The following is a 13,667-nucleotide window of genomic DNA, read 5'->3' as shown; positions in this document are numbered from 1 at the left end:
AAGGTCAGGTGGCAAGCTCCAGCATGAGCGCCGGCAGTTCATCCGTCAGCTCGCGGGCAAGGAAGCCGAGCGGTCCCAGCCTGCTCGCGAGCCTGTCGGCGGCGGCCGCATGAAGGTGGGTTCCCCAGCAGGCCGCTTGGGCGTCGCTGGCGCCGCGTGCACGGAGCCCGGCGATGGCCCCGGCCAGCACGTCCCCGCTTCCGGACGTGCCCAGGCCGCCGTAGCCGGTGGTGATTTCCCAGAGCCCGGGATCGTCCGGGGCCTGCCCGTCGGGTGGCCGGGCAATGAATCCCTGGCAGCTGACCACCGCCTGGTACTGCCGGGCAATCTCGCGCACGGCAGATTCGGGCCGGTCCATCTCCCGGCCCAGCAGGATCCCCGCCTCCCTCGGGTTCGGGGTGAGGATCAGCCGCCCGTGCCAGGGCTGCAGATCCTCCGTCAACCTGGGCAGGCAGCCCAGCGCGAATGCGTCCAGAACGATGGTGGCACCGCCGGTGCCGGAACCCGCGCCGGTGCTGCCGCCGTCGGCATCCCTTTTCAGCAGGGTCCTGAGCAGCTCCTCCGTGCGGTCCGCGTCATCCAGGCCCGGCCCAATCAGAACAGCGTCGGCACTCTCAAGATCCGCGTAAATGGGGTCCAGCCCGGAGCCCCGCACGGAGCCGTCCCGGGTTTCCGGCAGGCCGATGACGCCGGCCTCCGGGAAGCTGACAGCCAGCTGTGCGGCCACCGACTCGGCGACGGCCAGCGTGAGCCTCCCGGTCCCGGCCCGGAGCGCCGCGATGCCGGCCAGCAGGACGGCGCCCGGCGTGGCCCTGGCGCCGCCGATCACCGTCACGGCGCCGCGGGAGTACTTGTCCTCCCCGGCCGACGGCAACGGCCAGCCGCGCAGCAGCGATGGTGTTACCGGGATCGCCCCGGCCGAGCTACCGGGGGCGGACATCGGCATCCCCGGCGTGTTCGGTGACCTCGACGCCCTGCGCGGTGAGGTGGTCCGCCACATTGAAGCTTTCCAGCGTCCATGGACCATTCCCCTCGGGCCGGACGTACCGGGTGATGGACGCGTTCAGGACCGAGGTGCTGGCGGCCAGGTCCAGGAGTTCGGCCTCGGTCATCCCCTCCAGGACATACCGCACCAGAAGAATCAGGGCGTCGTGGCACACGAGCATCACCCGTTGCCCGCTGCCCAGACTGTTGAGTTCGCCCAGGACGGAGCGCAGCCGCAGCACAACATCCGCCCAGGACTCGCCGCCGGGCGGACGGTAGTAGAACTTGCCCAGCCACCGACGGCGCTCGGCCTCTTCCGGGAGCCGCCGTTCCACGCCCTGCCGGGTGAGCATGTCCAGGATGCCGAGTTCACGGTCGCGGAGCCGCTCGTCGGTGCGGACTTTGACGGGCCAGCCGGCGGTCTCCACGGCAACCTCCGCCGTCTGAAACGCCCGCATGTAAGGGGAGGACACCACGGCGTCGGGCCGGAGATCCTCCGCGATCGTAGCCAAGGCCCGCCCCAATGCGAGCGACTGCTCCTGCCCTGTGGAGGAAAGGGTCACGTCGGGGTCGCGGGCCGGCACATTGATCACGTCGGCACCGGCCTGGCTGGCCTCGGTAGCTGCCAGGTTGCCTTCACTTTCGCCATGCCGGACCAGGAGGAGCTCCACGGCTCCGGCCTCCCGCACCGCCTGCGTCAAGCCGCTGTTTTCCAAGACCAACCACCTCATCGCCGTGGGTTTCTGCCGGTGCAAACCACTACTGGGGGCGTACCCAGTTTCGTGCCCGGATAACGCTGAATGTGGCTTGCCACAGAGTCATCCACCGGACCTTGACAGGGCGTCATTACCGCGCGGTAATTGTAAGCACACTTCGTAAATTGGGGTCGATCATGAGAAACCTGATACCGAGAGGCACTCTCCGCAAAATGCTGTTGCCGCCCACTTTTGGGCTGCACCTGACCGGGCCCGCAGACTTCACCGTGCTCTCGGTGGAGGTCTGGAGCACCTGCCTGGTGGTGAACCTCCATGTTGAATCCTCGGCCGACAAAGCAGTCCCCGAGATCGCCATCGAGGATCACTGGGGCACCGAATACACCCTCCGGGACTCCGCCAGCCTGGGCTCGCGGAACCTGCAGGTGTTCACGCCGTCCGTGCCGCCCGGCACCAGGAGCCTGACCATCCGGTCCACCGACGCCGCCGAGCCCCGCCTCGTGGTGACCTTCGCCGTCCCCGTAATGCACGACGACGACGAGCTGGACCGGGCATCGGCCTACCAACCGCACCGCCTCCGCCGCCCCGCATAGGTTCTGCGGGTACGGCACCGCCGCATCCCCGCACCGCGCCGCACTCACCGCGCCCTCCTGCCCCAACGCTCTCTCACTTAATGTGGGTTTTTAAGGGACGCTCTATCACTTACCGGTGCGCCGGCGTCGGGCACTGAGAGAGCGTTGGGGAATTTGCCACATTAAGTGAGAGAGCGTCCCGGGGGCGGGCCGTCCCGGGGGCGGGGCGGGGCGGGGCGGGACGGGGCAGGGGCGAGACGGGGCGGGACGGGGGGACGGGGGACAGAGGGCGGGCGTATCCTGATCACGCAAAGGCGCATCCGCCCAGCGTGAGAGGGGAAGCTTAATGACCATCCCGCCAGTGCACGAACCCGAGCCGTTTCCGCCGGAGCCCGGACCCGACCCGTTTACTCCGGACCCCACCCAACCAGGCCACCCGGGGCCCGCTAGGCCCAGCCCGGTCCCGACGCCTGAACCGCCCGGGCCGCTGCCCATCCCGGATCCGGGGCCCACGCCCCTGCACCCGGACCCCACCCGGAGCTGACACAGATGGCCCCCGGCTTCGAGCCGGGGGCCCTCTCCGTCCATGTCCGCGTAACAACGGGCTACCGCTCCGGCGTCAGCACCTTGGAAAACACCGTGGCGCCGTTGGCGTCGCGGAGGCTGGCCGTGAACGTGTTGTCCTCGCCGAGCTGGACGTGCCCGAAGAACTGGCTTTCGCCGTCGCGCGGGGACTGATTCACTGTCCGGCCGGCCTTGGCGAACACCACTTCCGGCCCGAACGTGGCGTCCATGGCGTTGGGACCAAACGAGCCGGCGGCGATGGGACCGGCCACGAACTCCCAGAACGGGTCGAAGTCGGTGAAGGCAGCCCGTTCGGGGGAGTAGTGGTGGGCTGCGCAGTAGTGCACGTCGGCGGTCAGCCACACCACGTTCTTCACCCGGTTCCGCTTGAACGCGCTGAGCACGCCGGCGATCTCCAGCTCACGGCCCAGCGGCGCGCCCGGATCACGGTTGGACACGCTCTCCTCGTTGACCGGGCCGTCCGGGACCACGATGCCCAGCGGCAGATCGGCCGCGATGACCTTCCAGGTCGCCTTGGACTTCGACACTTCGCGGATCAGCCAGTCCACCTGCTCCTGGCCCAGGATCGAGGTGGCGTACGCTTCTTTCCCGTCCGTGTTGGGGGACTTGAACGTGCGCATGTCCAGGCAGAAGATGTCCAGCTGCGGGCCGCGGGTGATCTTCCGGTAGATGCGCGCCGGCTGGTACTGCCCGTCGTCGTCGAACGAGCCCGGCCGCCACAGCGCCGAACTGTCCGCGATGGGCATGTTCTCCTGCCACGCCTGCCGGCCGCGGGCGGCGAGGGTGTTGACGTCGCGGACGGTGTAGCGGGCGTCGTCGATGATCTGGCCCGGGTACCAGTTGTTGTGGGTCTCGTGGTCATCCCACTGGGCGATCACCGGGACGTCCGCGAACATGGCCCGCATGTTGGCGTCCAGCGAGTTGTAACGGTGCCGGCCGCGGAATTCGGTAAGGGTTTCGGCCACCTTGGACACTTCCTCCGTGACCAGGTTCCGCCAGATCTGGCCGTCCGGCTCCACGACCGTTTCAGCGATCGGCCCGTCGGCGTAGATGGTGTCGCCGGAGTGGATGAAGAAGTCAGGGCGGGTGTTGTGCATGGCCCGGTAGCCGCGCATCCCGCCGACTTCCTCGTTGATGCCCCAGCCCTGGCCGGCGGTATCGCCGGTCCAGACAAAACTCTGAACGGACGACGCCGAACCGCCGGCCTGGGAGCCTCCGTTGCCGTTGGTGCCGCTCTTGAAGGTCCCGGCGTCCGGTGCCGTGCGGAAGGTGCCGCTGATGGTCTCGCCCGCGGCGCCATCCTCGTCCTCGAAGCTGATGTCGAGGGCGAACCGGGTGTTGGCGGGCAGGCGGCCTGCGTGGATCTTGGCAGTGAAGTCGGAAGCCTGGGTGGCGCGGGGGCCACGGACGGTCCGCTCAAAGGCGCCCCGCCCGCCCACTGTGGCGCCGCCGTCGTCCACGGCCCGGAGGGTGGCCAGCATCCGGCCGGGACCCGAGGCGCGCGACCAGAGGACAGCGGAATCGGCGGTGACATCGCCGGTGGCGATCCCGCTGGGGAGCGTGAGCCGGTTGCGGACCAGCGGAATGCCCGACGGCGTAGGGCTGGCGGGTGCGGCGGCCCGGGCGGTGGCGGGTGCTGCCGCCAGTGCTGCGGCGAGGACGGATCCCTTGACGATGGTGCGGCGTGAAAGTTCAGTCATGCCTCCACCCTTCATGCTGCGGGCACACGCACCCCTACCCGCAGGTAAACGCCGAATGTGCCGCACCTGAACAGCTCCCTCGGCCGGGCGGCTCCGGCGGCTGGCCGGCTCCCGCTGCTGGCCGGCGTCCGGGCAACCCGCATCAGTGGGCCGATATATACTCCGGCAGGCGCCCTTCGCGCATGGCGGCGGCCACCTGGGCGATGCCGTCGTAGTCGGGGAGAATCACCGAGGCCCCGCCGGCAGCGGTGCCCGGGCCGGCGGTCGGCAGCGTGAGGGACACGTAGCTGTCGGGGTTGATCCCGCGCATCGCATAGGCCAGGACGGCCACGCCCACCGGGTCGAAGCCCTGGTCCACTGTGAGGTAGTTGCCGGCGAAGTTCACCAGGGCACGCAGGGCCGTGACGTCGCGGAGCACGCCGTTGCTGGTCAGGCGGGCGAGGACGGCGCGGAGGAAGGTCTGCTGGTTGCGGACCCGCTGGTAGTCGCCGTCACCGAAGGCATAGCGTTCCCGGACGAACTCCAGCGCCGCCTGGCCGTCGAGGTGGTTGATGCCCTTGGTAAAAACGTGCTGGGTTTCGTGTGTGGACTGGAACGGCAGGGCCACGTCCACGTCGATGCCGCCGAGTTCGTCCGTGAGTGACCTGAACCCGTTGAAGTCCAGCATGATGGTGTGGTCGATGCGGGTGGCCATCAGGTTCTCCACCGTTTTGGCCACCAGGGGGATGCCGCCCACCAGCAGGCTGTCGTTGATCTTGGAGGCGCCGTAGCCGGGGATGGTCACGTACAGGTCCCGCATGATGGAGACCACGTGCACGCTCCGGCGGTCCGCCGGGACGTGGACCAGCATGATGCTGTCGGCCCGCTGGTCCTGGTACGCGCCTGTGGTCTGCGTGATGGCCGCCTGTTCCCGGGCATTGCCGCGGCTGTCGCTGCCGATCAGCAGGATGTTCATGGGCACTGCCCTGAGCTCGGCGATGGGTTCGGGCGTGGGGGTGGGCGCCGTTGTTGAGGGCGTCCCGGACGGGGTGGGTGTAGCGGTCTCGGTAGGTTTGGGCGCGCCGGCAATCTGCGCGGGCGGCCGGTTGAAGACAAGGGCGGATACAGCCACCAGGACCACCAGCACAACCGACAGGACGGCCGCGACGATGCGGCGGAGCCGCAACTCCCTGAGGGCGGCGGCTTCGTTGCCATCAGCGCCCGGGCCAATTCGATCAGGACCGCCGGGGGTACTCACCATGACTTAGTGTCCGCCCCCGGGGCCGGTTCCCGCCATAGCCTGCGGGTTGTCTTTTTCCCAACGCCTGATTTGAACGGGGTGCGGGCTCTGCACGTGCGGCGGGTTTCGGACGCACGACGGCGGCAGCCGGGTTAAGCGGGCACGTTCAGCCGGGCGTGGCGCAGCACAGAGATGATCGCCGGCGCGAGTTCGTCTTCCATCTGGCGGTAGACCTCGGGGCCGCGGCGGTAGGGGTCGATGATGTCGTTCTCCGCGGAATCCGCCGGGAGGGACAGGTGCCGCACGGACGCGGCCCGGGCGGGCAGCCCACGCCAGAAGGCGGCGTTGGCACTGAGGGGATCGCCGCCGTCGGCCGTTTCCACGGACACCGGCTGGCCGCCGGCGCGGCCGTCCAGGACATCGAGCATCCGCGCGAACTCGCGGATGGTGAAGGTGCGCTTGAGCAGGGACGCGTCCAGCTGCAGCACCTCGCCGCGGTGGCCGGAAGTCATGGTGAGCACCAGGTCCACGCTGCGCAGGATCTTGCCGGTCAGCTGGCGGGACACAAACCCCTCCGGGTTCCCGCCGAACGTGCGGACGATGTCCCCCGAGAGGGGCTGCATGGGATCGCCCACCATGGCCCGGGTCCCCGCGCTGGACACCTCAAATCCGCCCGGAAACACCTGGTCCAACCCTGCCTGCAGCAGCCGTTCGGCCACCGGGGAACGGCAGATGTTTCCCGTGCAGACGGTCAGGATTTTCACCGGTGCAGCGTCGGGGGTGGGGGCAGGTGCGGGGGATTCCACGGAACTTCTCTTTCCAGCCGGGGCACCGGACCGGGTACGGCCGGGCATCTTTCAACTTAACACGTGTGGCCCCGCGATGCCCGGCGCCCCTCCCCAACGCCAGTCCCTGGCCGGTTTAGTCGGCTGCCCGGGGCCCGAATGTGGCGCCGCCATCGGTGGAGAGCACCACTCCGTTGGATGTGGCGGCCCATACCCGGGTGTCGGCCTCCGGACCCTCCACGGCCGCTATCGCCTGGACTTGCCCGTCAATCCGTCCCTTCGCTGACCAGGTGGCCCCGCCGTCGGCTGAAGAGTGGACGGCGCCGCCCGGTTCCACGCCGATTGCCGTGGCGGGGCTGGCGAACGTGACGTACTGGATGATGGGGCGGCCGGGACCAGGGCCCAGGTCCTGCCGCCGTCGGTGGAGCGCTGCAACCCATCCTGCGTGGTCGCGAGGACCGTGTCACTGGTGGGGTCCGCGGCCAGCGCTGCAGGAGCGAACCCGGCGGACTGCACGGACCAGCTCTTCCCGTCAGGGCTGGTGCGCAGGGTGCCGTCGAAGGCCACGAGCCCGGACTTGGCCGCGGTCAGCGCGTGGAAGTCCGATTCGCCCTGGCGCGACAGGGGCTCCCAGGACTTGCCGCCGTCGGTGGATTTGATCAGGCCGAGAGGGTTGGGCAGGTCTGAACCTGGCCCGGGGTGGCCGGAGGCGAACAGGACGCCCGGCTTTGCGCCGGCGGAAAAGCCCATGAGGTCGTTGGTGCCGCCGATTTTGGTGGCCGGCTGGATGGTGACATCGAAGAGGCCCCCGTGGGTGGCCAGGAGAATCTGGTCCGTCTCACGGTTCACGCTCAGGCCGTGGACGTGGCTGCCGGGCAGCCCCGGCGCGGAGGTGGCCGGAGCAGGGATGGCCGAACTTCCCGGCGAAGAGGGTGCGCAGGCGGTGACGGCGAGGACGGCGGCGGCAGCGGCCGTTGAGACGTAGCGGGGGCGGGTGAAGGCATGCAGGGGCACGGGAAACTCCAGATGGTGGAACGGCAAGGGGTAACGGTGGGGCGCCGGCGTGGACTGGCCGGCGCCCCGGGGCTGCTGGCTAGAGTTTGGCGAGCAACGCCTTCATCTCCTTGATTTCGGCTGACTGGGAGGCCACGATGTCCCGGCACAGCTGGATGGTGGCGGGGTACTTGCCGGCGCGGATCTCCTGGTTGGCCATGTCGATGGCGCCTTCGTGGTGGCCGATCATCTCCTCGAGGAACTGCCGGACGGCGTCGGTCCCTTGGGCTGACTTCAGCCTGTCAATCCCGGCGGCGTCCACCATGCCTCCCATCGCGTGGCCGGGTGCGTTGGTGCCGTTCATCATTCCGGTGGGCTGGTTCCAGGCCTCCAGCCAGCCTTGCATGGTCTTGATTTCCGGCGCCTGCGCCGCCTTGATCTTGGTGGCGAGGGCGGCGACGTCGGCCGGGATGCCCTGCTTGGCGAGGATGATGTCGCTCATCTCCACCGCCTGGGCATGGTGCGGGATCATCATTTGGGCGAACATGATGTCCGCCTGGTTGTGGTCGTCGTCGGCGTCGGGCATCATGCCGGACATGGGACCTGAGCTGCCGTGCATGCCGGACATGGCAGTCCCGGCGGGCATGGACGTGGTTGCGCAGCCGGCCAGGCCCAGGGACGCTGCCAGGGCGGCGGCGATTGAGATGGTTCGGAATTTCGAGGTCATGGAAGGGTCCTTCAAACGTGGGGAACTGGTGGTGGTGTGGTGACGCAGTTCCGGTTTACGTCCGGCTGATGGACAGTTCGCAGGGTGTTGGGCTCGGGGGAGTGTGGGCATACGCGACGGCCGGACCGGTGCGGGTTCCGGGTGCCGCCGCGACGTCCAGGCTGCTTTCGTGGGGCGGGAACACCGTCAGCGCGCCGGCCTTGGCCGACGGTACACAGGCGGCCCCGGTTTCCTGGACGCGGTGGCACCACCCTGCGCAGGAGGTGGCCCCGGCGGCGTCCGGGTGCACGGCGCTCTTAGTGTGCACGGCATCCGGGTGCACGGCATCCGGGTGCCCTGCCACGGCGTGTTCAGCCCCGGCGTCGAGCACGTTCGTGTGGACCGCTTGAGCGTGGCCGTCACTTACCTGCACCGCTGCGGCGTGCTGGCCGTGGGCGGCGTGATTGCCGGTCATCACGTGCATGCCGAAGAGCCCGGCGATGATTGCGAGCACCGCCGCTGCCAGGGCGCCACGCTGCAGGAGCGTTTGGGAAAAGCCCGCATTAAATGAGAGAGCGTTGGGGAAAAACCCGCGGTAAGTGAGAGAGCGTTTCATTGGACCTCGGCGGGGTTGAGCTTGATGCGCCGCAGCAGCTGGGCGTTGAGGGCCACCACGATGGTGGAAACGGACATCAGCACCGCGCCGGCGGCGGGGGAGAGCATCACGCCGGCGAAGGCCAGGACGCCGGCGGCCAGCGGTACAGCCAGGATGTTGTAGCCGGTGGCCCACACCAGGTTCTGCCACATCTTGCGGTAGCTGGCCCGGGAGAGGTCCAGCATGGACAGCACCGCCCGGGGATCGTTCCCGGCCAGGACCACCCCCGCTGATTCCATGGCAACGTCGGTTCCGGCGCCGATGGCGATTCCCACTTCAGCCCGGGCGAGCGCGGGGGAGTCGTTGACGCCGTCGCCCACCATGGCCACCTTGAGCCCTCGGGACTGCAGCTCCGCCACCTTCTTGTCCTTGTCCGCGGGCAGGACCTCCGCGAACACCTCGTCGATGTGCAGCTCCTCCGCCACGGCGCGGGCCACCTGGTGCGCATCGCCGGTGATCATGCCCACCTTGACGCCGCGGTTCTGCAGGGCGGCCACGGCCTGCCGCGACTCGGCCCGGACGGCATCTTCCAGGCTCACGGCACCCAGCACCTGGCCGCCGTCGATCACGTGCAGCACGGCGGCGCCGCGGTCCATCCAGGCCTGGGTGGACCGCGCCAGGGATTCAGGGACGACGACGCCGAGCTCGCGCAGGAGCGCGGGTCCGCCGACGTGGACCATGCGTCCGTCCACGCTGGCACGGACGCCGCGTCCGGTGAGCGAGCTGAAGTCACTGGCGGCAGGCAGCGTGAGGTTCCGCTGGTTCGCGGCCCGGACGATGGCGCGGGCAATGGGATGTTCGCTGTCGGATTCCACGGCGGCGGCCAGGGCCAGCAGGCGGTCGTTGTCCCCGCCGGGCGCCACGGCGATGTCCTTGAGGTCGGGTTCGCCGGTGGTCAGGGTGCCGGTTTTGTCGAACATCACCACGTCGATAGTGCGCATGCGTTCGAGCGCCATGCGGTTCTTGATCAGCACGCCGGCCCGGGCTGCCTGTTCGGTGGAGATGGCGATCACCAGCGGAATCGCCAGGCCCAGGGCGTGCGGGCAGGCAATCACCAGGACGGTGACGGTGCGGGTGACGGCCTCGGGCACACTGCCCAGCAGGGTCCAGACGATGAACGTGATGACGCCGGCGCCGGCCGCGAAGTAAAACAGGAAGGCCGCGGCGCGGTCGGCCAGGGCCTGGGCCTTCGAGGACGAGGCCTGGGCTTCCGCCACGAGGCGCTGGATCCCGGCCAGGGCCGTATTGTCGCCCACGGCGGTCACCTGGACGCGGACGCTGTTGTCCGTGGCCACGGTTCCGGCCACCACGGCGTCGCCCACGGTCCGGGGCACGGTCCTGGATTCGCCTGTGATCATGGATTCGTCGAATTCGGCCTGGCCGTCCACCACGGTTCCGTCGGCCGGCATCCGGGCCCCGGAGCGGACCAGGACAATGTCGCCTTCCCGCAGTTCGGAGACGGGCACTGTCTCCGTGACGCCGTCGGTGACGCGGTCCGCCTCATCGGGCAGCAGCGCGGCGAGGGCATCCAGCGCGCCCTGGGCCGAGCCGAGGGCGCGCATTTCAATCCAGTGACCCAGGAGCATGATGGCCACCAGCAGGGCCAGTTCCCACCAGAAGTCCAGGTCGAACCCGCCGATTCCCAGGCTGGTGATCCAGGACGCGGCAAACGCCACGCTGATTGCCATGGCGATCAGCAGCATCATGCCCGGCTGGCGGTCCTTCAGTTCCTGGGCGCCGCCCCGCAGGAACGGCTGGCCGCCGTAGAAGAAAATGACGGTGCCCAGCACGGCGGGAATCCAGGCAGAGCCCGGGAACTCCGGCGGCATGTAGCCCAGCAGGTGGCCCACCATGGGGCTGAAGTACACCACGGGCAGCGCGAGGACCAGGGTGAGCCAGAAGCGGTTCTTGAACATGGCCGTGCTGTGGCCGGCGTGCTGGCCGTGGGTGTGGACGGTATGGTCGTCGTCGGGCATGCCGGGCGCGCCGTGGTGCGAGTGGACCGGGGCATCAGGCTGGGTGTGGACGTGCGCCGGTGCATCGTCCTGGCCCTGCACGCCGAGCTGGCCGGCGGGATGCTGGTGGTTGTGGTGTTCCATGTCAGTTTCCATTCCTTGGCGAGGAAGTGATGGGCGCTGGGGTTGAACGGCTGTGACGGCGGTGCGGGGCATCGCCTGGACATACCACTTCACTGACAACACTTCCGAACATACCCCTAGGGGGTATTAGAGTCAAGCGGTTCCGGGTCGCCGGGGGTGGTTGAAGCGTGGCGCAGGCGCCCTATTTCGGGCTTTCTCGCTGGCTTGAAGGCGGCGTCATACCGAACGAACGGAGCTGCCGGGAGTGCATATACCTGCATGGTAGTGGCAAGATTGCAGGATCGCGGCCGCCAATGGCGACGGCTGGAGAATTTTGGAGGTACCCCATGGCTCGGCTCAACAGCCCCATGACTTATTCGAGTGCACTTGGTGCCGAACAATGCCTGGCGGGCACGTTCCGCGTGGAGTTGCCGGCACAGACGGCGGAGTGGTCCGACGGCATGTACCAGGTCCACGGCTACCAGCGCGGCGAGGTTGTTCCCACCTTGGCCCTGATGTACTCCCACAAGCACCCGGAGGACAGGCCCTGGTGCAAGGACATCGGGGAGAAGATCAGCACGGCCGGCGGCTACTTCTGCACGTATCACCGGATCATCGACGCCCAGGGCCGCGTCCGCCACGTCCTCACCTCGGGCGACGCGATCCGGGATGACGAAGGAAACATCACGGCGGTGGAAGGCGTCACGCTGGACCTGACCTCCACGCTGCGTCGGGAGACGGAGCAGACAGCACGCGATGCCGTGGTTGCCGCCACGTCAACCCGGACCGTCATCGACCTGGCCCGGGGCATGCTGATGGGGAAGCTCCTGATCGGTTCCGATGATGCGTTCCAGCTTCTCGTCAGCGACAGCAGCCGCCGCAACATCAAACTGGCTTTGGTTGCAGCGGAGTTGGTGGCACTGGCCGAGCGCCCGGACGGCGCCGCTGGGCTGGAAGAGGCCGTCCAGCGCATGCTGGCGTGGCCGAAGGCGGCCGCGGGGGCCGCGGGGGCCGCGCGAAGTGATGTGAACGCAAACCGCCCTTAATGGCATTTGGCGCAGCAGGTCCTGCTGTGTCATTATCTGCGTATGAATGCAGATATGAAGACTTCCGTGCTGGCGCCGGACAGTCAGTACGTGGAGCTGGCCGTGGAAGTCTTTGCCATGCTGGCCGATGCCACCCGCGTACGGATGATCCTGGCCCTCCGCGACGGCGAGCTTCCGGTCAACGCGCTCGCTGAGATCGCCGAAAAATCCCCGGCTGCGGTGTCGCAGCACCTGGCCAAGATGCGGCTGGCCCGGCTGGTGGCCACCCGCCAGGAGGGCACCAAGGTCTTCTACCGGCTGCAAAACGCGCACGTCTGGCAGTTGGTGGCGGACGCGATCCATCAGGCGGAGCACTCCCTGGGGACGGCCCCCAACCATGGCATGGCCCCCCATGCTCCGCGGGAGGCCGGCGAATGAGCCCCGAGCAGGCAGGTACCGGCAGTCATCAGCATCTGCACCCGGAAACGCACGACGGCGGCCCTCACCACCCGGAGGACGCGCGCCACGGCCACGATCACCACAGCCCGGATCACCATGGCGCCGATCACCAGCACGATCACCCCCATGAAGATCATGATCACCACCACGAGCACAGCCACGACGATCATGGCCATCACCACGCCACCGGCTTCAAAGGCTGGCTTCACGAGGTGTTCGTCCCGCACTCGCACGATTCCGCCGACTCGGTGGATGACGCGCTCGAGAGCAGCGCGCAGGGCATCCGGGCCGTCAAGATCTCGATGGTTGGCCTCGGCGCCACCTCAGTGTTCCAGCTGGCCATCGTCCTGATCAGCGGATCCGTGGCGCTGCTGGCGGACACGGTCCACAACTTCTCCGATGCCCTCACGGCGGTCCCGCTGTGGATCGCGTTCATGCTCGGACGCAGGCCCGCCTCCCGGACCTTCACCTACGGCCTGGGCAAGGCCGAGGACCTGGCCGGCCTGTTCATCGTGGCCATGATCGCCCTTTCAGCGGTGGTTGCCGCCGTCGAATCCATCCGCCGTTTCTTTGAGCCGCAGCCCGTGCACAACCTCGGCTGGGTGCTGGCGGCAGGGCTGGTGGGCTTTGCCGGCAATGAGCTCGTGGCCATCTACCGGATCCGGGTGGGCCGCCGGATCGGCTCGGCGGCGCTGCTGGCGGACGGCATCCACGCCCGGACGGACGGGTTCACCTCGCTGGCCGTGGTAGCGGGCGTCGTCGGCATCTGGCTGGGCTTCCCGCTGGCGGATCCCATCGTGGGCCTGGTCATTTCGGTGGCGATCGGCGTCCTGCTGTGGGGCACCGTCCGCGACGTCGGCCGCCGGCTGCTGGACGGCGTCGATCCTTCCCTGACGGACCGGTTGGCCGCCCTGGTCGCGGAGACTGCCCCGGCCGGAAGCTCCTCGCGGCTGCGATGGAGCGGCCACCGCCTGCACGCGGAAATCACGGTCCCGGCCGCCGCCGGCACGCACCTGGGGGAGTTCGCCGCCGTCGCACATGAGCTGGAAGCGAAGGCGCGCGGTTCCCTGCGCAACCTCGGTTCGGTCACCGTGGTGCCGGCAGTGGGAAGCGATCCTGCCAGTGATGCCCGCTGAGCTTCCGCACTCTGCTGGTGCCAGTCGATTTACTTTTGACCGGCCGGGTATCATCGG

At 68.7% G+C, this 13,667-nt stretch carries 13 protein-coding genes; 4 read left to right on the top strand and 9 right to left on the bottom strand.

Features of this window, described 5'->3' with window-relative positions:
* Positions 1-4: 4 nt before the first annotated feature.
* Positions 5-940 (bottom strand): NAD(P)H-hydrate dehydratase, encoded by a 936-nt coding sequence (locus SBP01_RS15675; RefSeq protein WP_320536405.1) that lies wholly within the window; start codon positions 938-940, stop codon positions 5-7.
* Complete coding sequence (locus SBP01_RS15670) at positions 924-1,715, bottom strand: histidine phosphatase family protein (RefSeq protein ID WP_320536404.1); 792 nt, start codon at positions 1,713-1,715, stop codon at positions 924-926. The genes SBP01_RS15675 and SBP01_RS15670 overlap by 17 nt, the downstream gene beginning before the upstream one ends.
* A 197-nt stretch (positions 1,716-1,912) precedes the next feature.
* Here SBP01_RS15670 and SBP01_RS15665 point away from each other — a divergent pair, with 197 nt between their 5' ends.
* Entirely contained in the window at positions 1,913-2,290 is a 378-nt protein-coding gene (locus SBP01_RS15665; protein ID WP_275213318.1) for a hypothetical protein, read from the top strand.
* A gap of 584 nt (positions 2,291-2,874) precedes the next feature.
* On the opposite strand, the gene SBP01_RS15660 is transcribed toward SBP01_RS15665, so the two are convergent.
* The 7 genes from SBP01_RS15660 to SBP01_RS15630 all read right to left on the bottom strand — a co-directional run bounded on the left by SBP01_RS15660 (position 2,875) and on the right by SBP01_RS15630 (position 11,011).
* On the bottom strand, positions 2,875-4,554 hold the full coding sequence (locus tag SBP01_RS15660; protein WP_320536403.1) for an alkaline phosphatase D family protein: 1,680 nt from the start codon (positions 4,552-4,554) through the stop codon (positions 2,875-2,877).
* A 142-nt stretch (positions 4,555-4,696) separates the two neighbouring features.
* On the bottom strand, positions 4,697-5,794 hold the full coding sequence (locus tag SBP01_RS15655) for an LCP family protein (RefSeq protein WP_320536402.1): 1,098 nt from the start codon (positions 5,792-5,794) through the stop codon (positions 4,697-4,699).
* Between the two features lie 131 nt (positions 5,795-5,925).
* On the bottom strand, positions 5,926-6,579 hold the full coding sequence (locus SBP01_RS15650; RefSeq protein ID WP_320536401.1) for a low molecular weight phosphatase family protein: 654 nt from the start codon (positions 6,577-6,579) through the stop codon (positions 5,926-5,928).
* A 225-nt stretch (positions 6,580-6,804) separates the two neighbouring features.
* The gene (locus tag SBP01_RS15645) at positions 6,805-7,572 is read right to left on the bottom strand and encodes a F510_1955 family glycosylhydrolase (RefSeq protein ID WP_320536400.1); all 768 of its coding nucleotides are present in this window, start codon (positions 7,570-7,572) and stop codon (positions 6,805-6,807) included.
* A 79-nt stretch (positions 7,573-7,651) separates the two neighbouring features.
* Positions 7,652-8,278 (bottom strand): DUF305 domain-containing protein, encoded by a 627-nt coding sequence (locus tag SBP01_RS15640; RefSeq protein WP_320536399.1) that lies wholly within the window; start codon positions 8,276-8,278, stop codon positions 7,652-7,654.
* 55 nt (positions 8,279-8,333) lie between these two features.
* A complete protein-coding gene (locus SBP01_RS15635; RefSeq protein WP_320536398.1) occupies positions 8,334-8,873 on the bottom strand; it encodes a hypothetical protein in 540 nt (179 codons plus the stop codon).
* Positions 8,870-11,011: a heavy metal translocating P-type ATPase gene (locus SBP01_RS15630; RefSeq protein WP_320536397.1), complete on the bottom strand. Its 2,142-nt coding sequence runs from the start codon at positions 11,009-11,011 to the stop codon at positions 8,870-8,872. The genes SBP01_RS15635 and SBP01_RS15630 overlap by 4 nt, the downstream gene beginning before the upstream one ends.
* Before the next feature lie 326 nt (positions 11,012-11,337).
* On the opposite strand from SBP01_RS15630, the gene SBP01_RS15625 reads away from it, so the two are divergent.
* The 3 genes from SBP01_RS15625 to SBP01_RS15615 are packed head-to-tail and all read left to right on the top strand — an operon-like array spanning position 11,338 to position 13,610.
* On the top strand, positions 11,338-12,036 hold the full coding sequence (locus SBP01_RS15625; RefSeq protein ID WP_320536396.1) for a PAS and ANTAR domain-containing protein: 699 nt from the start codon (positions 11,338-11,340) through the stop codon (positions 12,034-12,036).
* Between the two features lie 42 nt (positions 12,037-12,078).
* A complete protein-coding gene (locus tag SBP01_RS15620; RefSeq protein ID WP_320536395.1) occupies positions 12,079-12,453 on the top strand; it encodes a metalloregulator ArsR/SmtB family transcription factor in 375 nt (124 codons plus the stop codon).
* Positions 12,450-13,610 (top strand): cation diffusion facilitator family transporter, encoded by a 1,161-nt coding sequence (locus tag SBP01_RS15615; protein ID WP_320536394.1) that lies wholly within the window; start codon positions 12,450-12,452, stop codon positions 13,608-13,610. Before SBP01_RS15620 ends, SBP01_RS15615 begins: the two co-directional genes overlap by 4 nt.
* The last annotated feature ends 57 nt before the right edge of the window (positions 13,611-13,667 follow it).

The organism is Pseudarthrobacter sp. IC2-21 (assembly GCF_034048115.1).
In the GTDB taxonomy this organism is placed as follows: domain Bacteria; phylum Actinomycetota; class Actinomycetes; order Actinomycetales; family Micrococcaceae; genus Arthrobacter; species Arthrobacter naphthalenicus.
This window is presented reverse-complemented; position numbering and strand designations above follow the sequence as displayed.

Bases quoted from the DNA above. Each gene is read 5' to 3' on its own strand.
- SBP01_RS15630 (WP_320536397.1), bottom strand. From the start codon at position 11,011: ATGGAACACCACAACCACCAGCATCCCGCCGGCCAGCTCGGCGTGCAG.
- SBP01_RS15635 (WP_320536398.1), bottom strand. From the start codon at position 8,873: ATGAAACGCTCTCTCACTTACCGCGGGTTTTTCCCCAACGCTCTCTCA.
- SBP01_RS15665 (WP_275213318.1), top strand. From the start codon at position 1,913: ATGCTGTTGCCGCCCACTTTTGGGCTGCACCTGACCGGGCCCGCAGAC.
- SBP01_RS15670 (WP_320536404.1), bottom strand. From the start codon at position 1,715: ATGAGGTGGTTGGTCTTGGAAAACAGCGGCTTGACGCAGGCGGTGCGG.
- SBP01_RS15640 (WP_320536399.1), bottom strand. From the start codon at position 8,278: ATGACCTCGAAATTCCGAACCATCTCAATCGCCGCCGCCCTGGCAGCG.
- SBP01_RS15675 (WP_320536405.1), bottom strand. From the start codon at position 940: ATGTCCGCCCCCGGTAGCTCGGCCGGGGCGATCCCGGTAACACCATCG.
- SBP01_RS15615 (WP_320536394.1), top strand. From the start codon at position 12,450: ATGAGCCCCGAGCAGGCAGGTACCGGCAGTCATCAGCATCTGCACCCG.
- SBP01_RS15660 (WP_320536403.1), bottom strand. From the start codon at position 4,554: ATGACTGAACTTTCACGCCGCACCATCGTCAAGGGATCCGTCCTCGCC.
- SBP01_RS15620 (WP_320536395.1), top strand. From the start codon at position 12,079: ATGAATGCAGATATGAAGACTTCCGTGCTGGCGCCGGACAGTCAGTAC.
- SBP01_RS15655 (WP_320536402.1), bottom strand. From the start codon at position 5,794: ATGGTGAGTACCCCCGGCGGTCCTGATCGAATTGGCCCGGGCGCTGAT.
- SBP01_RS15625 (WP_320536396.1), top strand. From the start codon at position 11,338: ATGGCTCGGCTCAACAGCCCCATGACTTATTCGAGTGCACTTGGTGCC.